This window comes from Clostridium guangxiense (assembly GCF_021043395.1).
Classification (GTDB): Bacteria; Bacillota; Clostridia; order Clostridiales; family Clostridiaceae; genus Clostridium_S; species Clostridium_S guangxiense.
Genome location: NZ_JAJNKE010000021.1, coordinates 13,649 through 37,663 on the forward strand (window position 1 = coordinate 13,649; position 24,015 = coordinate 37,663).

The window sequence follows — 24,015 nt, forward strand, 5'->3', positions numbered from 1 at the left end:
TTTATTTACTATTTAAAAACTCTTTCACGAGTTTACTAACTAATGAACCATCTGCACGTCCCTTTGTTTTAGGAGTTACAGATTTCATTACTTTTCCCATGTCTTTCATGCCATTTGCTCCAACTTCTTTAGCTACATCGTTAATAATACTTTTAATCTCATCTTCAGTCAATTGCTGAGGAAGGTAATTCATAAGGATTTTTATCTCATTATTAGCTTTATCAACTAAATCTTGCCTATTACCTTTTTCAAACTCAACTAAAGCCTCTCGCCTCTGTTTAACTTCTCTTGATAAAACCTCAATGACATTTGAGTCATCTAACTTTTCGCCATCGGTTTTTTCAACCTGTAAAACAGCAGCTCTAGCCATACTGATTATGTTAGCCTTAAATTTACCTCCACTTTTCAAGGCTTCTTTCCAATCTTGCTGTAGTTTTTCCTTAAGGGACATTCACGTACCTTCTTTCAAACCTATTTAAACTTTCTTTTTCTAGCAGCTTCAGATTTTTTCTTTCTTTTTACACTAGGCTTTTCATAATGTTCTCTCTTTCTTACTTCTGAAAGAACCCCCGCTCTAGCACATTTTCTCTTAAATCTTCTTAACGCATTCTCTAAAGATTCATTTTCGCCAACTTTAATTTCTGACATCTATATCCCTCCCTCCGCTAGCTTAACTATAATTCAAATGCAGCTATTGGGCAAAATAACACAAAACAATTATACAACACATAAAGCTTTAATGTCAACAATTTCATGCGTTCATAGAACAATTTATATGCATGTTTTTAGCCTGGAGGCCAGTTAAGACTTCTACCTCCAAGTAAGTGGAAATGAACGTGTGGAACACTCTGCCCACCATTTTCTCCGCAATTTGAAACTATTCTATACCCAGCTTCATCAATTCCAAGCTCTTTTACTAGCTTAGGAACAGTTTTAAATATATGTGCTATTATTTCAGCGTCTTCATCATTAACATCATTAAGACTTGAAATATGTTTTTTAGGAATAATAAGCACATGCACTGGAGCTTCAGGATTTAGGTCCTTAAAGCTTATTATTTTATCATCTTCATATACTTTATTACTTGGTATTTCTCCCTTTACTATTTTACAAAAAACACAATCATCCATGTAATCACCCCCTTCTGATAATATATTCAATATAAATCAAATTTTTTCCTCTATGCAATGCATTCACTGTATAATTTCGCCAATTAAATACTCATTCTTATCAGAAATAATATTTACATCTAATATAGATGAAGATATATTCTTATGGCTTTCTACTACAACTTTTATATAATTAGTAGTATATCCTTCGTACAATTTACTATTATTTTCAAAATTACTTTCAAAAAGCACCTTCATACTTCTTCCAATAAATTTCTTTATAAATTCACTCTCATTTTTATTGTTAAGTTCAATAAGCTTAGCACTTCTAGCTTCTTTTACATTACCATCAACCTGCTTGCTCATATCAGCTGCCTTTGTGCCTTCTCTCTTAGAATATTTAAATATATGAGTTTTAGTAAGCTTTATATCCTTAAGGAAATTATAAGTTTCATTAAATTCACTTTCAGTTTCACCTGGGAAACCCACAATAACATCAGTTGTTATTGACACATCCTTTATATTCTTTCTAATCTTTTCTACAATATTCTTGTATTCCTCTGCTGTATAATGTCTATTCATTCTCTTTAGTGTATCTGTACACCCACTTTGAAGTGACAAGTGAAAATGAGAACACATCTTTTTCATAGATCTTATCTTTTCAATTACTTGATCTGTAAAAAATGTCGGTTCAATTGATCCTATTCTTATTCTATCTATACCTTCAATTTTTTCGGCTTCTTCAATAATCCTAATTAAATCCCAACCATTTTTAAGATCAAGACCATAAGATGCTATATGTATTCCTGATAATATAATTTCCTTAAATCCGTGCTTAGCAAGTTCCTTGATTTCATTTATTACCTCATCAGGATCTTTACTGCATATTCCACCCCTTGCATAAGGTATAAGACAGTATGAACAAAATCTATTACAGCCATCCTGTATTTTTAAAAACGCCCTTGTCTTATCATGATATTCTTCTATTTTAAGATCTTCAAATTTTTTATCTCTAAAAACATCTTTGACGTTTACTATTTGCTTTCTTTTTTCAATAAATTCATTTAAATATTTTATTATATCTCCCTTATTTTTAGTTCCAAGTATTATATCAACACCATCTATTTTAGATACCTTCTCAGGCTCAACCTGAGAGTAACATCCTACAACTGCTATAAGAGCATCCTTATTTAATTTTTTTGCCTTACTTATCATCTGCCTTGATTTTCTGTCACCCATATTTGTAACCGTACATGTATTTATAACATAAACATCAGCCTTGTCTCCTGGCTCTACAAGTTCATATCCTTCTTTAATAAACTTTTCGGCCATAGCTTCACTTTCATATGAATTTACTCTGCATCCAAGTGTGATAAAAGCAACTTTCATTATAAATTTCCTCCAATATCGGATAGTTCATACATAACAAGTGAAGTACATACAAAACCTGCTGTTTCAGTTCTAAGTATTCTAGGTCCTAGTGTAATTATATGTGCTCCAATTTGCTTTAGTTCTTCTATTTCTTGTTCATCAAAACCACCTTCAGGTCCTATTACAATTGCTACATTTTTAATGTTCTTACCATCTATTTCTTTCACTACTTTTTTTAGTCCAGTACCTTCTTCGTTTTCATAAGGAACTATCACTAGATCAATGTCTTCTAGCTTTTCAAGCATATCATTAAACTCAATTACATCATTTACTTTAGTTATTAAACTTCTTTTACTTTGCTTACATGCTTCAAATGCAATCCTATTCCATCTATCCAGTTTCTTGAATTCCTTCATTTCGTTTTTTACAACTACTCTTTTCATTATAACAGGATTTATTTCCTTTAGTCCAAGTTCGCAACCTTTTTGAACTATAATATCCATTTTTGCTGCTTTAGGGACTCCTTGAAATAAATATACATCAAGTGGACTTTCATTGTTCACATCTAATTTTTCTATTATTTTAGCTTCTACAATGCTTTTATCTATATGAGTTATTTCTGCTACAAATTCCTCTCCATTGCAGTTGTTTATGCTTATTTTTTCCCCTTCTTTAAGCCTTAACACCTTATATATATGTTTCACATCATCGCCGTATATACTTACAATATTATTAACTATATTTTCTTTGGCGACAAAAAATTTGTGCATATTTTAGAACACTCTCCTTAAATATTTTATGCTTTTGCAACAATACAGACCCATTCTCCTTGGTTATTAACTTCTACTATCTCAAATTTATTTTTTCTTAATTCTTCAATTACATCCTTAGCTCTATCTTTTATTATACCAGATGATACAAAATATCCTCCCTTTGTAATAAATTTATTTACATCAGGTATTAAAATCTTTATAACTTCTGCAATAATATTTGCTACAATTACATCTGCTTTTCCTTCAACAACTTCCATTAAATCTCCGTGTTTGATTTCAATGTTGTCTAAATTATTATACTTCAAGTTTTGTTTTGCAGAATCTACCGCAACAGGATCAAGATCAACTCCTAAAACTTTACTTGCATTCAATTTAGCTGCTGAAATAGCAAGTATACCAGATCCTGTTCCTATATCAAAAACCGTTGAATTATCATCCACATATCTTTCAAGTGCCTGTATACACATCCTTGTAGTCTCATGTGTTCCCGTTCCAAATGCCATACCAGGATCAAGTTCTACAACTAATTCGTAATCTTTTGGTTCATACTTTTCCCATATAGGCTTTACTACAATTCTAGCACCAACTTTAGTAGGCTTATAATACTTTTTCCAGTTATTTTCCCAATCTTGTTCATTAACTTTATTAGAAACTACAAGACCTTTACCTTTATCTATTCCAAATTCGCCTAAATTATCAACACTTTTTTTTATGTATTCAAAATTATTTTCAAATTCCTTGTCTTCTTTGTAATATCCCTTTATTACCGCACCTTCTTTTATATTGAGAAGTTTTTCATCAAAATAATCCCAATCACCATGATGCTTCTTCTTAAATTCGATATCATTTGAATCCTCAATTGAAACTCCCTTAACAGGTGTATTGTAAAGTATTCCTGTAACTGCCTCAACAGCCTCACTGCTTGTTACAATACTAACTTCTATCCAATCTTTATCCAACTTTATTCCTCCAAATATATTATTTATGATAGGATTTAGGAGGGCATAGAGCCCTCCTAAACTTGGATGCATTTCTATCAAAATCACCTTAAAAATACAAGTAAGAAGTCTTAATTCTTACTTGTATTTAACATTATATCACTCTTTTACTTGGCTTTCTATTTTACCAAGGAGTTTTTTATAACCTCTTATGACATTTCTAAGTTCTTCTTCACTATCTTCATATTCTTCATCCATATCGTAACGCAATTCTTGAATTCTAGTGTTTATTAAATTTTTTATTTTCTTTACCTCACTTGCATCAAGATCAAGCATCATAGAGCATCATTCCTTCCAAGTTATAGTCAGATTACTATCATACTTAACTATTCTATATTATGCTCTAAAATCCTTCTTTAAAACAGTTTAGAAAAACTTAAATTTCCCCTTTTTCTCATTAGAAGACTCTCCGCTAGCTTCCATAAATAATTTTAAAGCTTCCTTTTGTTTTTCATTTAAAGTCTTAGGAACATCAACTATAACTTTTACGTACTGATCTCCTCTACCTGAACTATTGACTCTAGAAATTCCTTTTCCCTTTAATCTAAATACAGTTGCTGATTGAGTTCCTGCTGGAATTGTATATTTCACATCACCATCAATAGTAGGAACTGTTATTTCTGTTCCTAATGATGCTTTAGGGAAACTTATATGAGTATCCATATACACATCAAAACCTTGTCTCTTAAACTGTTTACTAGGAATAACTTTTATATTTATATATAAATCTCCTGCTGGTCCTCCATTTTTGCCATGCTCTCCTTGCCCTCTAAGAGGTATTACATTGCCAGTATCAACACCAGCTGGTATATTTACAGATATTTTTCTTCTCTTTCTTACATTACCTGAGCCATGACAATCCGGACATGGTTCAGTAATTATTGTTCCTTTACCACCACATTTATCACAGGAGGTTTCAGTTACAAAACTTCCAAGTGCAGTGTTTCTCTGAACTCTTATTCTACCCGAACCTCCGCACTTATCACATTTTTTAGCCGATGTTCCAGGCTTTGCTCCTGTTCCATGACATGTTTCACAAGATTCACTTCTAGTTAAATTAATTTCTTTTTTAACTCCAAAAACTGCTTCTTCAAAAGTTAAAGTCACGGTATATTCAAGGTCATTTCCTCTTTCTGGAGCATTTGGATTTCTTCTAGATCCTCCGCCTCCAAAACCACCACCGAAGAATGAACTAAATATATCTCCTAAGTCTGAAAAATCGCCAAAACCACCGCCTGAAAAGTCACCAAAGCCTCCGCCTGCGCCATTAAAATCAGCTGTTCCAAATCTATCATAATTAGCTTTCTTCTCAGGATCTGATAAAACCTGATAGGCTTCATTTATCTCTTTGAATTTTTCCTCAGCCTCTTTATTACCTCTATTTTTATCAGGATGATACTTTATTGCAAGTTTTCTAAATGCTTTTTTTATTTCATCTTCTGAGGCTTCTTTTTGAAGTCCAAGTACCTCATAGTAGTCTTTTTTTGCCATCCCTTTCACCACCCAAAATCTACAATTATATTGCTGAATTTCTACTAACTTAAAATTAAGGGAAGGGTAAAAACCCATTCCCTTATATTCAGGAAACAACTTCTATTATTTTTAATATCAGTTTCCCTTTTATTATACTTATAAATTAATTTTTTTCAAACATTTTTTATTTGTCATTATCAACTTTAAAATCTGCATCAACTACATTATCGTCGCCATTGCCTTTTCCATCTCCAGCATTGCCAGAATTTGCGCCTTGGCTTCCAGCACCTGCTGCATTAGGGTCTCCCTGTGCTGCTCCTGGGTTTTGCTGATAGATTTTAGTTGTTACTGCATATAAAGCTTGAGTTAAATCTTCTGATGCTTTCTTTATAGCTTCTGTATCATCGCTATCTTTAATTTTCTTAAGATCTTCTAATTTTGCATCAATGTTAGTTTTATCTTCAGCAGGTACTTTATCTCCAAGATCTTTTAATGTCTTTTCAGTCTGGAAGATCATTTGATCTGCATTATTTTTAACTTCTATTTTTTCTTGTTTTTTCTTATCTTCTTCTGCAAATTTTTCTGCATCCTTTACAGCTTTATCTATTTCTTCATCTGTTAAGTTTGTTGAAGCTGTAATTGTTATATGAGATTCTTTTCCTGTTCCCTTATCTTTAGCAGAAACATTTACTATACCATTTGCATCTATATCAAATGTTACTTCTATTTGAGGTATTCCTCTTGGAGCTGGTGCTATTCCATCAAGAGTAAATCTTCCAAGGCTCTTATTGTCAGCAGCCATTTTTCTTTCACCCTGTACTATATTGATTTCAACTGATGGCTGATTGTCTGCTGCTGTTGAGAATACCTGGCTCTTTCTTGTAGGTATTGTAGTATTTCTTGTTATTAATGGAGTTGCAACTCCTCCTAAAGTTTCTATTCCAAGAGTAAGAGGTGTAACATCAAGAAGAAGTACATCTTTAACATCCCCTGTTAAAACTCCTGCCTGTATTGAAGCTCCAACTGCAACACATTCATCAGGATTAACTCCCTTTGAAGGTTCTTTTCCTGTAAACTGTTTAACTGCCTCTTGAACAGCTGGAATTCTTGTTGAACCACCGACAAGTACTACTTTGTCTACTTCATTTATTGAAAGTCCTGCATCATTAAGTGCTTTCTTCATTGGCTCTATTGTTGCTTGAACTAAATCATGAGTTAATTCATTAAATTTAGCTCTAGTTAAATTCATATCTATATGCTTTGGACCTGTTGCATCTGCAGTTATAAATGGAAGATTTATGTTAGTCTGCATTGAAGATGATAATTCTATTTTTGCTTTTTCAGCAGCTTCTTTTAATCTTTGAAGTGCCATTTTATCATTTCTTAAATCTATTCCATTGTCTTTCTTAAATTCTTCTGCAATGTAATCCATTATTTTATTGTCAAAGTCATCTCCACCTAAACGAGTGTTACCATTTGTTGATTTAACTTCAAATACTCCATCTCCAAGTTCAAGTATGGATACATCAAATGTACCACCACCAAGGTCATAAACAAATATCTTTTGATTTGTATCCATTTTGTCAAGACCATATGCAAGTGATGCTGCTGTTGGTTCATTTATTATTCTTAAAACTTCAAGACCAGCTATTTTTCCTGCATCCTTTGTTGCTTGTCTTTGGCTGTCATTAAAATATGCTGGAACAGTTATAACTGCTTGAGTAACTGTTTCTCCTAAATAAGCTTCTGCATCAGCTTTTAATTTTTGAAGTATCATTGCTGAAATTTCTTGTGGTGTATAATCTTTACCATCTATTGATACTTTATGTGATGTTCCCATTTCTCTCTTTATAGATATAATTGTCTTATCAGGGTTTGTTATTGCCTGTCTTTTTGCAACCTGACCTACAAGTCTTTCTCCATTTTTCTGAAATGATACTACTGAAGGAGTAGTTCTTGCACCCTCAGCATTAGCTATAACAACAGGTTCTCCACCTTCCATAACAGCCACACATGAATTTGTTGTTCCTAAATCAATACCTATAACTTTTGACATAATAAAAACCTCCTATATATTTTAGTTTGCTACTTTTACCATACTATGTCTTAATACCTTATCTCCTCTTTTATATCCCTTTTGAAGAACTTCAACTATTTCGCTTTCTCCATAGTTTTCATCTTCAATATGCATAACAGCATTGTGGAAATTAGGATCAAATGCACCTTCACCTGGTATTTCCTCAACACCGAGTTTTGTAAGAGCCTCTTTAAATTGTCTTATAGTCATATCAATGCCCTTTTTTATATCTTCAGCACTTCCACTTGATGTAGCTGCTCTTTCTAAGTTGTCTAAAGATGGAAGCATTTCATTTATAACATCACTGCATGCATCAGTGTATATGCCCTCTTTTTCCTTAGCAGTTCTCTTTCTATAGTTGTCATATTCTGCAGTTAGTCTTAAAATTCTATCCTTCATAGTTTCAAGTTCATTTGATAATTTTTCATTGTCATCTTTCAACTTGGAATTGAATAATTTCATATCTTCTAACTCTTTCTTTTCTGGAGATTCTTCTTTTTCTCCTTCTATTTTTTTATCTTGAACTTCAACTTCTTCTTCATTTTGAACTTTATCTTCTACTACTGCTTCATCTTTATTTTCATTTTCAATAGCTTTTTCAGCATCTTTTTTATTTTTTTTCATCAACTTCACCTCTTACTTTATTCATCATTGTCATACAACCTTTTTAGATTATCATTAATTTGATCAACAACTTCCTTTATGACCCTTATAACATTAGAATAAGGTATTCTTGTAGGCCCTATAACTCCAATTGTACCAAACGGTCTCCCATTTACGCCATACACTGATGAAATTATGCTACATTCTTTAGCTTCAGAAATATTATTTTCATTTCCTATACTTATAGTAAATCCATCTGAAACATTAATAAGACTTTTCATAATTTCATTATTACCTACAAGTGAAAGGAAATCCCTAACCTTTTCAATATCTCTAAACTCTGGATAATTAAATATGTTTGTTGTTCCTTCCATATAAACCTTAGATGAATCCGACTGCTTTAATATAGTGTATATATTAGTAATAATGGATGAGAATATATCTTCATATCCTCTCAAATCATTTTTAAGGTTATTTATTACTTCTAGGTTTATCTGCTCTATAGTAAGACCTTTTATTCTTTCATTGATTAAAGCAGTCATTTTCATTAAGTTTTCATCAATAACACTTTTTGATACTCTTATAATGCTATCTTTAATAAATCCATTATCAGTTATTATTACACAAAGTATACTACTTGAAGAAACATTAATAAGCTGTATGGATTTTATATAACTTTTATCAGCTGATGAAGCTTTAACTATACATGTAAGCTTAGTCATATCAGAAATTAATGACATAGCCTGCTTAATAATTTTATCGACTTCAAAAAGAGCTTCATCAATTATCTTAGCTTTTATTATCATCTCTTCTTCAGGTGATATTCTAGGCACTTTCATAAGCTTATCTACATAAAGTCTATATCCCTTATCAGAAGGTTTTCTTCCTGAAGAAGTGTGAAGTTGTTCTATATATCCCATTTCCTCAAGATCAGCCATTTCATTTCTTATAGTGGCCGAACTTATACCTAAATCATATTTTTTGGCTATAGTTCTTGACCCTACAGGCTCACCAGTGCTTATATAGTCATTTATTATTGCTTGAAGGATTTTAAGTTTTCTTTCCTCCATATCCATATTCTCACCTCTTTATTAGCACTCACCTTGTTTGAGTGCTAATGACTATGTTTATAAAATAACACCTTGTTTTGTATTTGTCAATATGTTTTACTTTATGGAAAAATCTCATTTTTAAGCTTATAAGTTAAATAATAAAATTATTTTTATTATTTGCCTAATTTTCTCTACTTTGCTTAAAATATCACTCCAATATAAAATCAGACATTATAGTATTAGAAATATGAACTGCCTTTTCTGTCAAAAAAACTTTATCACTCTCAATCTTAATAAGTCCTAGCTTTTCATATTTATTAACTACGGCCCCATATATGTCATAAATATTAACATTAAATTTACTTTTAAAATCACTGATTCTTATTCCATTGGTCTTTCTAAGTCCTAAAAACATAAATTCTTCCATATTATCTTTCGTAGAATTTTCATGTTTTTCAACTGATGTATCCTCATAACTTAAAATTTTCTCAATATATCTTTTTACATTGCTCTCATTTTTATTCCTTATATTATTAAAATAAGAATGAGCAGAGGCACCACAGCCTATATACTCATCCATACTCCAATATATTAAATTATGCTTGCACTCTTTATGTTCCTTAGAGAAATTTGATATTTCATACTGCTTGTATCCATTGTCTCTTAAAAACTCTACAGTAAAGTTGTACATTTTAACTTCAACATCTTCTTCTGGAAGTGCTAACTTTCCTTCTTCTTTCATTTTATAAAATGGTGTTCCTTCTTCAACAATAAGGCTGTAGCATGAGATATGCTCTGGATTCAAGTTACTTACCTTTTCTAAAGTTTCTTTCCACTGCTCAAAACTTTGTCCTGGAATGGCAAACATCAAATCTACATTTATATTTTTAAATCCGATATTTCTTGCCATTTCAAAGCCTTTTAAAAATTCGCTAAAATTGTGAATTCTTCCAAGGCTCGCTAAAAGTTCATTTTGACATGCTTGAAGTCCTATACTTATCCTATTTGCACCAGCTGTCTTTATAACTTCAAGCTTATCCTTATCAAAAGAACCTGGGTTGCACTCAACCGTAAATTCACAATCTTCATGTTTATTAACTTTATGCAAAGTTTCTTTTAAAATCTCCCATGCTTCCATAGATAAATAACTTGGAGTTCCTCCTCCAATAAATATAGTATTAAATCTTTTACCCTTACACTTATTTTCTATTTCAAGGCACAATGCCTTTACATAGTCAAGCATATATTTTTCCATGCAGCTATAGGATGGGAAATCACAATACAGACATTTCTTTTTACAAAAAGGAATGTGTATATACAAACCCAATTTTCCCATAATCAATCCACCTTCAATATAGACATGAATGCTTCCTGTGGAATTTGAACACTTCCAACCTGTCTCATTCTCTTTTTTCCTTCTTTTTGTTTTTCAAGAAGTTTTCTCTTTCTTGAAATATCTCCACCATAGCACTTTGCAAGAACATCTTTTCTCATAGCCTTTACAGTTTCTCTTGCTATAATTTTTCCTCCAACTGCTGCTTGAATAGGTATTTCAAATAACTGTCTTGGTATAATTTCTTTTAATTTCTCAGCTATAGCTCTTCCTTTTCCGTAAGCTCTTTCTTTAGGAACAATCATTGAAAGCGCATCTACTACTTCTCCGTTAAGCAGTATATCCAATTTAACTAGTTCTGTTTTTTCATATCCATTAAGCTCATAATCAAAAGAAGCATATCCTTTTGTTCTTGACTTTAATGCATCAAAGAAATCATATATTATTTCATTTAGAGGAATTACATAATTTAACATAACTCTTGTAGTTTCTATATACTGCATATCAATGAAAATACCTCTTTTGTTTTGGCAAAGCTCCATAACCGCTCCAACATAGTCCGCAGGAGTAATTATTTGAGCCTTCACAATTGGTTCCTCCATGTAATCTATTTCTGTAGTTTCTGGAAGATTAGCTGGGTTAGTAATATCTATAGCCTCTCCATCGGTCTTCTTTATCTTATAAACAACTGATGGTGCTGTAATTATAATATCAAGATTAAATTCTCTTTCTATTCTCTCCTGTATTATTTCCATATGCAAAAGTCCAAGAAAACCGCATCTAAATCCAAATCCAAGTGCTACAGAAGTTTCAGGTTCAAAATTTAAGGCTGCATCATTTACCTGAAGCTTTTCAAGTGCATCCTTCAATTCAGGATACTTAGCGCCATCTACAGGGTATATTCCACTGTACACCATAGGTATAGCTGGTCTATAACCCTCAAGCCTTTCGCTTGCTGGATTATCTGCATCTGTCATTGTATCTCCAACTCTCGCGTCTCTTACATTCTTTATAGATGCTGTAACATATCCAACATCTCCAGCTTTTAATTCATCAACCTTAAGATAATCTGGAATAAACACACCAACTTCTGTAATTTCATATTCCTTGTTGGCTGCCATAAGTTTAGCCCTAGTTCCAGCTTTTATGGCACCATCAATTACTCTAATATGGCATACTACGCCCCTATAACTGTCATAATACGAATCAAATATAAGTGCTTTTAAAGGTTTATTTTCGTCACCACTAGGACAAGGTATTTTTTCTACCACAGCCTCAAGCACATCTTCAATATTAAGTCCTGTTTTTGCTGAAATAAGTGGGGCATCTTGAGCCTCTATTCCTATAACATCTTCAATTTCATTTTTTACTTCATCTGGTCTTGCACTTGGTAGATCTATTTTATTTATAACAGGCACGACCTCTAAATTATGATCTATAGCCATATAGCAGTTTGCTAAAGTTTGAGCTTGTATTCCTTGAGTAGCATCCACAACAAGTACTGCTCCTTCACATGCAGCTAAACTTCTAGATACTTCATAGTTAAAATCTACATGACCTGGAGTATCTATTAAATTAAGAGCATATTCTTCACCATCAGAAGGTCTTTTATATATAAGTCTTGCAGCCTGTGACTTTATAGTAATACCTCTTTCTCTTTCTATATCCATATTATCAAGAACCTGCTGTTCCATTTCTCTCTCAGTAAGAGTTCCTGTTATCTCTAAAAGCCTGTCTGCAAGTGTTGATTTCCCATGATCTATATGTGCAACTATACAAAAATTCCTTATGTGTTTTTGTCTATTACTAGGCATGCTGCAAATCCCCCTTTAATATTATGTATTATTGAAATTACTACAAAGCTTAAAAAAGATTTCAAGTAATCTAATAAATATCATTTTTAATCGTGTACAAATCAAAATAAATTATAGCATACATAGAAGGTTTTTTGTCAACCAAAGAAATTTTTACAGTTTGTTCATCTCACTTTTTAAATTTTCCAAGCCATTTTGTACATTTTCATTAAAATTTATTCCAAATGCATATACTTCCTTTTCAATTTCATTAAATCTCGAGTTAATACCATCTATATATCTTGAGCATGTATTGTTTATATTTGCAAACCTATTTCCAAAGGCAACTACAATTTCATTGTTAATATAAAATTTATAATTTTCAGTTTCTAATCTTATATCTAAAGGATTAGTCCTAAAAAGTATTCTGAATTTAGGAACATATACTTTTTCAATCACATCAGAAATGCTGTTTTTTTCTTTACTATTTTGGTCCTTACTTTCCAAATTATCAAGATGTTTTTCCATATCATCTAAATTGTAGTCATTAATTTTATTTATCATATCCTGCTTACTTTTTTTTATATGTAAATCATTGCAATATATATTTCTGTTTAGCTGTATATTGTTAATGCAAATAGAAATTAATGTTATCATTAATATTAAACTTATAAAAATTATTTTTAACTTTTTTGCCATAAATAAAAAAAGCACCTCCTAATTATAAGGATGCACTTTTTTTAATTTATTATTCATTTTTTACCATTTAAATACTCTGCAATAACTCTAGCAATATATTTTTGTGTAGCCTTTGCTTCATCCAAGGTATTTACCTGAGAACCTATTTCTATTAAAAATGCATTATTGCTTTTTGCTTGATTAAAGTAATTTGTACCGTAATCATAATAATAAATTCCATTAAACATCTGAGGAAAATATTTATTTGTAAGTGAAACTAAACTATTTACCATAGCTATATTTTTAGCATAATGAGGATTTTTTCTAGCCATTACAAACATAAATTTTGCAACATTTTCTCCATTTATTTTGGTAGTTACAGAGGTTTTATCTGGGCTTGAGTCCCTATGCATATCAATTATCATCTTAAAATCACCATATTTTTTCATATACTTATCTACAGTTTCTCCTGAACGAGTATAGCTTTTAGTATATACTGCATTATGAAGTGTTTTATCATTTATTGCAGATATGCCATAATTTTGCTCAAGCTCCTTTACAAGTTCATCTCCAACAGCACATACATTGTGATCATCATCAAAATCATCTTGATTGTATGGCTTATAGCTTTCTGTAGTGTGACTGTGATATATTAAAACCTCTGGCTTAGATTCATCTAATGGTTTCTTTAATTTAGGATCATACACTGGAGAAACTGTATTTTTTGAGTTACTTGAGTTGTTATTTTCAGATGATACTTTAGATATATCACTGCTGTTTAAATTAAAATCACCCACATTGCTACTATTTTGATTATTGTTAAATGCCATTTTACTATCGGACATATCGTCACTATCAAAACAAGATATTTCCTTACTTAATATTTTTTCTGGATTGTATATATCTATTCCAATAACTGATAGTGCCAAATTTTTTATAGAATAACTGTTTTCAACCATATCCTCTTCATCAAAATTTAAAACCTTAACCGATGGAAGTGTATAATTAATTATTTGAACATAGGACAAATTATTTCTAGAATATTTTTTATCGGAGCCCGCCTTAACTTTGTTGAAAATACACATAAAAATCAGCAAATTTATCAGCAGCGTAAATATACTTATTTTTATTATAAGCTTATCTTTATCTTCGTTAATCAATTTATTATAATACATGATCACATCCCTCCTATATAAAATATACTTTCGAAATGTGATTTTATTACAATAAAAATTTCACTGTATATAAATCTTCAGCTTATGTACCTATTTATCTCCTTAAGCTCTAGTGCTGGCTGAAGTGCAATATTTATTCCTGTAGATATTACTTTAGACAAAACATCCACTACCATATCCACTTCTTTGGGAGTAACCATTAAATTACCTATATATGGATCAAGTATTTCATGTATCATCTTTTCTTTTTCTGCCTTGTCAATTTCCTTTAGCATATTATAAAATCCACTGCCTTTTGTAGCAGCACCCGTCATTTCTTCTATAACAAGATCTATGGTATCATTAGCCATAGTAGCAGCATCTACCACCGTAGGAACTCCTATAGCCAAAACTGGTATTCCTAGAGTTTTTTTACTTATTTCCATTCTTTTGTTTCCTATCCCAGAGCCAGGTGAAATTCCAGTATTTCCTATTTGAATTGTTGAATTTACTCTTTCCATCTTTCTTGATGCTAAAGAATCTATGCATATTACGAGGTTTGGTTTTATCCTATCAACTATACCTCTTATTATCTCACCCGTTTCCATACCAGTTATACCTAAAACTCCTGGTGCAATACCACACACTGGTCTTATACCTTCATCTATGCTGTCAGGTATATACTCCTTTAGGTGTCTTGTAATCATAATTTTAGAAATAACCTTAGGTCCAAGCGCATCAGGCGTAATATTCCAATTTCCAAGTCCTACAACTAAAGCTGTCATATCATCACGAAAATTTGTATCTTTTATTATTTCTAATATTTCTTTTCCTAATATCTTTCCAACCCTATCGATATCTTCCTGTTCATAATTTGAGAGCTTAGGTATATCCAAGGTAATATATGTACCTTTAGGTTTATTTAAAGTTCTCTCACCTTCATCATTTTTTATTTCAACCCTTGTAACCTTCACATCATCTTCTGTACTATTTTGCACTATAACTCCATCTATAGCATTTTTTTTGGCTTCTTTAGAATATATTTCTGTAGCTTCAATAGCAAGATCGGTTCTAATATTAAACATTTAATTAAATCCTCCTTAATTTGATTAACTTTCACAATTTATAAATATTGCGAAGTAATAACTAATTTTTTTCGCCCAAAAAGAAGGCGAAAAAGCTAAGGGTGAAGGGTTTTAACTTGCTCTGCTCGCTAAAAGGTGAACTTTTTTACCTTCAGTAAAAAGTTAATGATGATTTTCTTCCGTTTTACTACAGAAAATCTTTAATTTATTTATTTTTCCGTAGCGAAGAGAAGGAAAAATCACCTTAACTTTTGGCTTTAGACGAAAAGTTCACCTTTGACGTGCAAAGCATCGTCAAACCCTTCACTTTTCACATAAGTGAAAAAGTTAGTCTTTTAACGAGCAAGGCAAGTTAAAACCCTTAACTCGAATTAGTTCACAATATTTTTATATTGAGATAACTTAAATTGAGTTAATTTATCTTTATTTTCTCTTATTTTACACATACTATTCTTAAATTGTATAAGTTTCACTTGATAAATATCTTGATTAATGTTATAATGGCATTTGTTAAATGTTGAATGTGAATGTTACTTATACGCAGATTTCCCCAAAGCTGTGTGGTTATATAAAATTTGAGGTGGTGAAAAAATGGCAAACATAAAATCAGCAAAAAAAAGAATAAAAGTAATAGAAACAAAAACTCTTAGAAATAAAATGGTTAAGTCAGCTTTAAAGACTTACATAAAAAAATTCGAAAGTGCTGTTGATGCTAAAAATGTTGAAGAAGCAAGAAAAGCATATAAAACAGTTTCTGTATCTTTAGATATGGCTGCTTCTAAAGGTATAATCCATAAAAATAAAGCTGCAAGAAAAAAATCAAGATTAGCTTTTAAATTAAATGCATTAAACGCATAGAAAAAAAACCGGTTTATCCGGTTTTTTATTTTTTATACGTATTTAAAACAAAGTTTTATCTTAGAATTGCTATATTAATTATCAATAACTCCATTTTAAACTTTGCTTCTCCAGATAAGCTTTTAAGCTCCTTCTCTGTACTTAAACACAAATCAATTGCCCCTACAATCTTGTTTACACTAAAGCTCTTACATTGATGCATCATTTTATCGCATATATATATGTTTAACCTCAATTCCTTAGAGAGAGTTTCTTTACTTTTTCCGCTTTCCATACCTATTCTTAAATTAAGCATTATCCTAAATTGTCTTTCTATCATGTACAATATAACGCTGGCTTTTTCACCTTTAAACATAATTTCATTTAATATCTCAATTGCCTTTTCCGGCTTTGATTGAGATATAAAATCTACCAAATTAAATATATCGTTGCTTTCCTTAGGATGGCATATTAATTCTATATCATCATGAGTTATATCCCTATCTATAGCATAACAGCACAGTTTTTCGGCTTCATTGATTATAACATCAACATTATCGTCTACCTTACTGCAAAAAAAGCTTAATTCAGCCTTGCCAATATTTTTACCTTTGCTTTCAAAAATCTCTTTTACCTTTTTTTGAAGTCCCAATCCTTTAAGCTTTGAAAATTCAACTACACAAGTCTTTTTTTCAAAGCTCCTTATTTTTTTTGAAATTCTTTCCCTAGGATTGTCAAATACATAATACATTATAAAAACACTTTGCTTTGGAATTTTAGTTATATAATTTTCAAGGCTTTTAACTATATCATCACCATTTTTATTGAAGTTTTTAGAATTATCGCCTAAAAAATTTGCTCTATAAACAACAACAACCCTTTTTTCGCTCATAAAAGGAACTGTTTCTAAAGCATTATATATTGAATTAAAATCTACAGTGCTGCCGTCAAAAACATCATAATTTAAGCTTATAAAATCTTTATTTACAAGCTTGCCTATAATCTTTTTAATATAATCTTTAATAAGCTGTTCATTAAATCCAAATATTATATATGAATTTTTTAAATTTCCCTTTTTTATATCATCATCAAGCTCCAGGTAATTTATCAACCTTATTCACCCCTTAAAACTAATATCTTGCCAAAAATAATTAAAGCAGAAGCTTTTATCTTATACGAATCGTATTTTTGGGTTTTATCCATTTTAATTATATCATATCCATTTAAATAACTTCTTTTATAAACTATATTATTACTATCACTTTGAAGCATTTTTTTACCATTGCAATAAATTTCAACGTTATTTTTTAAACTATCCACAGATATTCTATAAACCTTATTTATAATAAATGTTTTATAGTTATATACGAAGCCATTTACGCTAAATCTATTAGCAATTTCCTTTTTATCCTTTTCGTTTTTAGTATAACCATTCATAACTGCAACAGATCTATTTTTATAATTTACTATTAAAGCACTGCTATTTTTAAGCGTAACATAGCTTATTTTAGGGAAAACGCAATAGCTTTGAAAAGTAACAGCTATGAATATAATTACAGGAAAGTACTTAAGCTTTTTATTTCCCTTTAAATACATAGCAAAACTTACAAGTATAAAAATAAGTGCAACCCCTATAAAACTTGTTGCATAGGTTATATGTGGAGTAATAAATAGTAAATCATCTATAACTCCATCTAAAGATTTTAAAATAATATCAATACCCTTGCATAATAACGAAAATAGATAGTCAAATTGGAATAAAAATATTCCTGCATTCCCAAGCAGCACTATTAAAGAGTATACTGGTACAACTATAAGATTTCCAAGTATAAATCCTCCACTAAAGCTGTTTAACACTAAAAGGCAATATGGAACAGAAAAAATTTGTGCACTTAGTGTAACGCTTAAAGCATCATTTAATTTTTGTGGAAGCTTATACATCATTCTTCTTATTTTTTTATAAAAAATTATTATACCTAAAGTAGCAAGATAAGAAAGATCAAAACCTATATTTAATAAGTAATATGGTTTTAATACAAGCATAACAAGGGCCGAAAATGCTAAAGAAACCAGAGCATTATAGTTTTTATGTATTCTATAAGATAATTTTAAAATAGCTATCATTATAAATGATCTAACAGTAGCAGGCAGATTACCCGTAAATATAACATATATTAGAGAAACTATAAGTGCACCAAATGTGCCTAGCAATTTCTCCATGACAATATATATAACTCCTATGTGCATTCCAGATACACTTATGGCATGTATTATACCAAGTGTCTTTAAATTGTTTTTATATTCACTGCTTAAATTTGAAGTATCTCCAAAGCAAAGAGACATTACAATTCCTGCATCATCTTTTCCCATTTCTCCTTTATACTTTTCAAATATCTTTCTTCTAAAATCATATATTTGAGAAATAAAATCTTTCTTTACATATTTAACTTCCTTGACATTTAAATCACCTATTATTCCATTATCATAATCTATATCTTTGCTAAACTCACCGTATATTTTTACCAAATCTCCAACACTTACTTTGTTTAAGTTCCCCTTCAAATTAAAATTTCTTCCTAAGCAACTTCCTTCAGCATAATAATTATTTTTGCTGTTTATTCTAATTTCTAAAGCAGCCTGTTTGGGAATTTTAACATTAAAATATAAATTTGAACTTACAAAACCAAGACATACAAATAAAATACACAGTGCACAAAATTTTTTGTCTATATTAAAATACAATATTCCAAAAAAAGATGCAGCTATTACTGCACCTAAAACAATACTATAATTTAAAATAATATATGATAAGATTCCTATTATAGTGCTGATACAATAAAATACCAGTGGATTACTCATACAAAAATACACCTCCACTTTTTAAATTGTAACCATCACTATAAAGTTTAATCAACACTTATTTGAAACAAGCCTAACATCTATGAAAATGTTCTTTTAATTCCTAGCAAAATTGCTTCAGCTAAAAGAACTACCCCAAGCACTTCTAGTTCATATAAACTAAGAATATCAATGCTGAAAATAGCTTTACCTGCACCAGTAAATAAGATTAAGCTTTGAATAGCAATATTGGCAATTATAACAATATAAAAATGCAGATTATTTTTGAAGTTATTTATAAGAACATATATGATACTTGCATAAATAATACTATATAAAATAAAATTATCTGCATTTGTTATATGCTTATAATCTGAAAGAAAATAATACCCCGAAAAACTAATCATTAATATAAAGATGCTGCTTAATAAAACTGAGAATATATTTATATTCCATAATCTTTCTTTTTCAACTTCATAATCATATTCAACAGAAACATTAGTATAATTTGTTAATATAGCTATTCCGTTTAAATTAAAACAAATAAATATCATCCATATAATTGCATATATATCAAAAGGCATGTTTTTGTTCTGCATAGAAAATATCAGCAGCATAAGCGTAATACAAATATCACCCAATATTATATTTTTAATCATATCCCTTATTGATATTATTAATCGTTTGCTATTTTCTATTATCTTCAATATCTTTCCAAAATCATTTTCTTCAAAAAATATATCACTGAGTTTTTTTACTATTTTATTACATGTCCTTCCTGAAGATATAAATAAATTTGCCTCTTTTAATGTTGGAAGTTCTGTAAGCTTAGATCCGCTTATGATAATATTATATCCAAATTTCTTCAGTGTTTTTACAATGTTTTCTTTATTTTTATTTGAAACTCTAGAATACATCCCTATTTTTTCTACATGTCTTTCAAATTCATCATTTAGTATATTTTCAAGTTCAATTCCAGATATTACAGAATTTCCCTCACTTAAAATACGTGTTTTATTTCCTATAGACAATGCTGTAAGTTTACTATCTTCAGTAAATATAATAGGTTTAATTCCATCATTTCTACATCTTTCAAGGGTATATTTAAAATCATCTTTTATTGGGTTCTCAAACCCTACCAAACCTGCAAAAACGAGATTACTCTCTATATTTTCATCCTCACTAGGTCTATAGTTAAAATTCCTATATGCAAAAGCCACCACATGCAGTGAATCACTACTCATTTGTATATCTGCTAATTTTATCTTGTTTATAATATCATCTGTAATTTCTCTCTCCGTACCATTAATCATAACATGAGTACACTTTTCCAAAATAACATCTAAAGCACCTTTTACATTTGCTCTATATTTTCTATCTATTTTATTAACTGTAGTTTTTATTCGTTTTTCAGCATCATATGGTATTTCAAAAATTCTCTTAATTCCTTTAACTTCAAAAATATCAATTCCTTTTCTTTCTACATAATCTATAATTGATCTTTCCACAATATTTAATGTAGTATGAGAATAATCATTTTGATTATAATCGTTACATAAAATACCTATGTTCATTATTCTTTCTATGTTATCTGTCCATATTAAATCTTTATCTGCCGTTTTTAAATCTGTATTATCATATATGCTTTTAATAAACATTTGATTCTTAGTAAGTGCATCCTCTTTTTCTATGCATATTGCATTTATTTGTGACAATTCTTCTATTATCGACAAGTTTTTTAAAACAATTTTATCTTGCTTTAAGTATTGTTTAGATATATGAAATATTTCAAATAAGATGAAGGTAATTTCCATTGGCATTCCAGATATACATATGAGTGCACTCTCATACATACCTTCATAGGAGGCCTTCTTGTATATAATAACAAATATAGCTATAAAAAAAGCAATTACAGTAAAAGCATTAACAGTTTCTTTAACTCTATCCGTTATAAAATTTCTGTTATTATTTCCATTGAAAAATGAATCCATTATTCTTCCAAATTCAGTATTCATACCTACTGAAACAACTATGCCTTCCCCTTCTCCTGAAACAACTACTGAAGATTTAAAAAGCATATTTTTCATTTCAGATATAGGTATATCATCTCCTCCTATTTTGGCTGAAAATTTCTCCACAATACTTTCGTCACCAGTTATGTTGACTTCATTGATTTTAAGTTTATCACAATCAATTATTCTGACTTCTCCTGGAATTATATCTCCCTTAGAAAAAATAATAATATCACCAACTACAAGTTCCATAGCAGGAATTTTTATGAGCTTTCCACCTCTTAGCACACTACAAAAATTATAATTAAGTCTTTCAATATTTTTGATTTCTCTGTATTTTTTGTAATAAGTATTTATCACAATAGCCAAATCTAAAAACATAAAAACAATTGTAAGCAAAAAAATATCATATTTCCTTAAATAAGCAAACATTGCGGAAGCTATGATAAGCAGCATAATCCACGGTTTAATCATTTCCCTAAGTGCGCTAAAAATAAATTTTTTCTTACTTATTTCAATTAATCCATTACTTCCGTATCTTTCTCTATTAAAAGCAACTTCATCAGAGTTAAGCCCTCTTATGCTGTTACTTCTGAATAGCTTGACCACATCAACTGCAGCTAAACCATACCAATCAGCAATCATTCAATCAACCCCCAGTAAAATATACATAAATAATATCGTATTTATTGGCAATATCTTTATTTTTTAATTTATTTCAACATATTGGCTTAGGTTTTCACCTCTTTTAGGTCCTATGGCTTTCTTTAGATCCTCAACAGAATTTATTCTACCACCATTTTTTTCTCTATACTCAATTATTTTTTTAGCCAGTCCATCTCCTATCCCCTTTATCTTTTTATTTACAATATCCTCCTCCGTTGCAGAGTTAATATCAAGTTTCTCTCCTTCTTCTTGATTCATCGCTGCTTTACTATTTCCCTCGCTGCTATTTGTTATACTTGTGTTGATGCTTTCACCCTTAGCCTTCACATATATATTAGCACCATCACTTACTTTTGCTGCTCCATTTACACTGTACTTATCGGCCTTATCAGTAAATCCACCAGCGAACTTCACAAGTTCTTCAATCCTATCATCAGAATCAAGAGAATACACTCCTGGTTTATTTACTTCACCATAAATTTGAGCCTTAATTTCTTTCTTGGAAGCTTCCTGCTTAGAAGATTCTTGTTTACTATCTTTTTTAACAAAAGAATCCTCAATTTTAAAGTCATTTGCAGTTCTATTTTTATAAGATATGTATCCTATTAATAATAAACCTACAAAAATAATCAAAATTATAATAGAGCCTATCAGTTTCTTTCTATTTTTTATCATAATGACTATCATCCCTATAAATTTTAATAATATTAACCATAATGCTATTTTTTATAATATTTATGTAGCTTGTGATTAGAAGAACCCTATAAATATTAAATTTCATTATAATTATCGCCAAATGCAGCGAAATTTAAGCACTTTTTTTGCTATAATCACATTTTTTTGATATACTATTAGCATGATTATTTTAAGGAGGTTATTATGAAAAAAATAGCATGCGCTATATTAGTTTTAGCAACACTTATTTTCAACTTAGGTTTTGAAACTTATGCTGCACCATCAGCACCAGCAATCAGCTCTGATAATGCAGTTTTAATAGATGCAAAAACAGGTGAAGTTTTATATTATAAGAATATGAATGCGATTTTTCCACCGGCTTCCACAACAAAGCTTATGACAGCCCTTTTAACAATTGAAAATTGTAATCTTGAAGACACAATCACTGTAAGCAATGATTTCCTCACTAAAAATTCAAAATATATAGATGGAAATAGAATATACATAGAAAATGGTGAACAACTTAAAATTAAAGACTTGTTATATTCACTATTATTAATGTCTGCAAATGATTCTGCTGTCGCTCTTGCAGATCATATAAGCGGTTCTGTACCAGAGTTTACTAAACTTATGAATAAAAAAGCTAAAGAATTAGGATGCACTAGCACAAATTTTGAAAATCCAAATGGTTTATATGATGATAAGCATAAATCTTCAGTCAAAGATCTTGCTTTAATAATGCAAGAATTACTCAAGCATCCTGAATTTACAAAAGTATCTACTACTTTAGTATATGAAATGTCACCTACAAATAAATTTAACGCTGATAATACAAAAAAAACGAGAAGATTTTGGAATGAGGATAAACTATTATATAAGCAATCAAGTTGCTATTATGAGGGTATCTTAGGATCTAAATCTGGATATACCATTCAATCTTTTCATTCTTTTTCAGCAGCAGCAACTAGAAATAATTCAACTTTTATAGTTGCCTTTCATGGTAAAACAAAAACTTTTTATGAAGATACTAAAATTTTGCTGGATTATGCGTTTAATAATTTTGAAGAGAAAAAGTTGTTTTCAAAAGGAGATATCGTTACCTATTATAATCTAAATGGAACAAAAATCCCTCTTATTGCAAGTAGTGATTACTATTATGTGGCTCAAAAAGGCTCTAAATCTAAACCTGAATATTCTATTAAAAAAGGATCAATTAAAAAAACAAGTTTCAATAAGGGAGATATGTTGTTAACCTTGAAACTTAAGCTTGATAATAAAGATTTATCTGACTTAAAGCTCATAAGTGGTACGAATTATAAACTAAGAACTATTGGAACATATAAAATATCAAATACCTCTCAATACATTATATTAGTAATTTTCTGTTTTATATTACTGCTTGGATGTTTATTTATATTTTTCAAAGCTAAATCGAAAAAATCTAATAAAAATATATATTATTAAGGTTACATTTTAAAACAAGGCCAT

General features: G+C 30.1%; 22 protein-coding genes. 2 read left to right on the plus strand and 20 right to left on the minus strand.

Annotated features, from left to right (window positions below; genetic code table 11):
- Position 1: 1 nt before the first annotated feature.
- The 16 genes from LQK79_RS12660 to gpr all read right to left on the minus strand — a co-directional run bounded on the left by LQK79_RS12660 (position 2) and on the right by gpr (position 15,499).
- Positions 2-451 (minus strand): GatB/YqeY domain-containing protein, encoded by a 450-nt coding sequence (locus tag LQK79_RS12660; protein WP_231016774.1) that lies wholly within the window; start codon positions 449-451, stop codon positions 2-4.
- Positions 452-471: 20 nt separating this feature from the next.
- Positions 472-648 carry a 30S ribosomal protein S21 gene (rpsU, locus tag LQK79_RS12665; protein WP_053242249.1) on the minus strand — a complete coding sequence of 59 codons (177 nt, stop codon included), beginning with the start codon at positions 646-648 and terminating at the stop codon, positions 472-474.
- Positions 649-785: 137 nt separating this feature from the next.
- Positions 786-1,130: a histidine triad nucleotide-binding protein gene (locus LQK79_RS12670; RefSeq protein WP_053242248.1), complete on the minus strand. Its 345-nt coding sequence runs from the start codon at positions 1,128-1,130 to the stop codon at positions 786-788.
- A gap of 63 nt (positions 1,131-1,193) precedes the next feature.
- On the minus strand, positions 1,194-2,498 hold the full coding sequence (gene mtaB / locus LQK79_RS12675; RefSeq protein WP_053242247.1) for a tRNA (N(6)-L-threonylcarbamoyladenosine(37)-C(2))-methylthiotransferase MtaB: 1,305 nt from the start codon (positions 2,496-2,498) through the stop codon (positions 1,194-1,196).
- A complete protein-coding gene (locus LQK79_RS12680) occupies positions 2,498-3,250 on the minus strand; it encodes a 16S rRNA (uracil(1498)-N(3))-methyltransferase (protein WP_053242246.1) in 753 nt (250 codons plus the stop codon). Before LQK79_RS12680 ends, mtaB begins: the two co-directional genes overlap by 1 nt.
- Before the next feature lie 26 nt (positions 3,251-3,276).
- Complete coding sequence (gene prmA, locus LQK79_RS12685; protein WP_231016775.1) at positions 3,277-4,212, minus strand: 50S ribosomal protein L11 methyltransferase; 936 nt, start codon at positions 4,210-4,212, stop codon at positions 3,277-3,279.
- Between the two features lie 138 nt (positions 4,213-4,350).
- Entirely contained in the window at positions 4,351-4,530 is a 180-nt protein-coding gene (locus tag LQK79_RS12690) for a hypothetical protein (protein WP_053242245.1), read from the minus strand.
- An 87-nt stretch (positions 4,531-4,617) separates the two neighbouring features.
- On the minus strand, positions 4,618-5,742 hold the full coding sequence (gene dnaJ, locus LQK79_RS12695; protein ID WP_053242244.1) for a molecular chaperone DnaJ: 1,125 nt from the start codon (positions 5,740-5,742) through the stop codon (positions 4,618-4,620).
- A gap of 166 nt (positions 5,743-5,908) precedes the next feature.
- Positions 5,909-7,780, minus strand: a complete 1,872-nt coding sequence (gene dnaK / locus LQK79_RS12700) for a molecular chaperone DnaK (RefSeq protein ID WP_053242243.1) — start codon at positions 7,778-7,780, stop codon at positions 5,909-5,911.
- 21 nt (positions 7,781-7,801) lie between these two features.
- Entirely contained in the window at positions 7,802-8,425 is a 624-nt protein-coding gene (gene grpE, locus LQK79_RS12705) for a nucleotide exchange factor GrpE (RefSeq protein ID WP_231016776.1), read from the minus strand.
- 17 nt (positions 8,426-8,442) lie between these two features.
- On the minus strand, positions 8,443-9,480 hold the full coding sequence (gene hrcA, locus LQK79_RS12710) for a heat-inducible transcriptional repressor HrcA (RefSeq protein ID WP_053242242.1): 1,038 nt from the start codon (positions 9,478-9,480) through the stop codon (positions 8,443-8,445).
- Positions 9,481-9,664: 184 nt separating this feature from the next.
- Positions 9,665-10,792 carry a radical SAM family heme chaperone HemW gene (gene hemW / locus LQK79_RS12715; protein WP_231016777.1) on the minus strand — a complete coding sequence of 376 codons (1,128 nt, stop codon included), beginning with the start codon at positions 10,790-10,792 and terminating at the stop codon, positions 9,665-9,667.
- Positions 10,793-10,794: 2 nt separating this feature from the next.
- The gene (gene lepA / locus LQK79_RS12720; protein ID WP_053242241.1) at positions 10,795-12,603 is read right to left on the minus strand and encodes a translation elongation factor 4; all 1,809 of its coding nucleotides are present in this window, start codon (positions 12,601-12,603) and stop codon (positions 10,795-10,797) included.
- A 153-nt stretch (positions 12,604-12,756) separates the two neighbouring features.
- Positions 12,757-13,281: a hypothetical protein gene (locus tag LQK79_RS12725; protein ID WP_231016778.1), complete on the minus strand. Its 525-nt coding sequence runs from the start codon at positions 13,279-13,281 to the stop codon at positions 12,757-12,759.
- Between the two features lie 53 nt (positions 13,282-13,334).
- Positions 13,335-14,435: a stage II sporulation protein P gene (locus LQK79_RS12730; protein WP_053242239.1), complete on the minus strand. Its 1,101-nt coding sequence runs from the start codon at positions 14,433-14,435 to the stop codon at positions 13,335-13,337.
- 77 nt (positions 14,436-14,512) lie between these two features.
- Positions 14,513-15,499 carry a GPR endopeptidase gene (gene gpr, locus LQK79_RS12735; protein WP_053242238.1) on the minus strand — a complete coding sequence of 329 codons (987 nt, stop codon included), beginning with the start codon at positions 15,497-15,499 and terminating at the stop codon, positions 14,513-14,515.
- 591 nt (positions 15,500-16,090) lie between these two features.
- Between gpr and rpsT the strand changes: the two genes are divergently transcribed.
- Positions 16,091-16,357, plus strand: a complete 267-nt coding sequence (gene rpsT, locus LQK79_RS12740) for a 30S ribosomal protein S20 (RefSeq protein WP_053241936.1) — start codon at positions 16,091-16,093, stop codon at positions 16,355-16,357.
- Positions 16,358-16,412: 55 nt separating this feature from the next.
- Here rpsT and holA read toward each other — a convergent pair whose 3' ends face one another.
- From holA to LQK79_RS12760, 4 genes are all read right to left on the minus strand, one after another.
- Positions 16,413-17,447 (minus strand): DNA polymerase III subunit delta, encoded by a 1,035-nt coding sequence (gene holA / locus LQK79_RS12745; RefSeq protein WP_053241935.1) that lies wholly within the window; start codon positions 17,445-17,447, stop codon positions 16,413-16,415.
- A 2-nt stretch (positions 17,448-17,449) separates the two neighbouring features.
- Positions 17,450-19,195, minus strand: a complete 1,746-nt coding sequence (locus LQK79_RS12750) for a ComEC/Rec2 family competence protein (RefSeq protein ID WP_231016779.1) — start codon at positions 19,193-19,195, stop codon at positions 17,450-17,452.
- A gap of 80 nt (positions 19,196-19,275) precedes the next feature.
- Positions 19,276-21,831 carry a P-type ATPase gene (locus LQK79_RS12755; RefSeq protein ID WP_231016780.1) on the minus strand — a complete coding sequence of 852 codons (2,556 nt, stop codon included), beginning with the start codon at positions 21,829-21,831 and terminating at the stop codon, positions 19,276-19,278.
- 63 nt (positions 21,832-21,894) lie between these two features.
- A complete protein-coding gene (locus LQK79_RS12760; protein WP_198149998.1) occupies positions 21,895-22,527 on the minus strand; it encodes a ComEA family DNA-binding protein in 633 nt (210 codons plus the stop codon).
- Positions 22,528-22,731: 204 nt separating this feature from the next.
- On the opposite strand from LQK79_RS12760, the gene LQK79_RS12765 reads away from it, so the two are divergent.
- A complete protein-coding gene (locus tag LQK79_RS12765; RefSeq protein WP_231016781.1) occupies positions 22,732-23,991 on the plus strand; it encodes a D-alanyl-D-alanine carboxypeptidase family protein in 1,260 nt (419 codons plus the stop codon).
- Positions 23,992-24,015 lie beyond the last annotated feature (24 nt).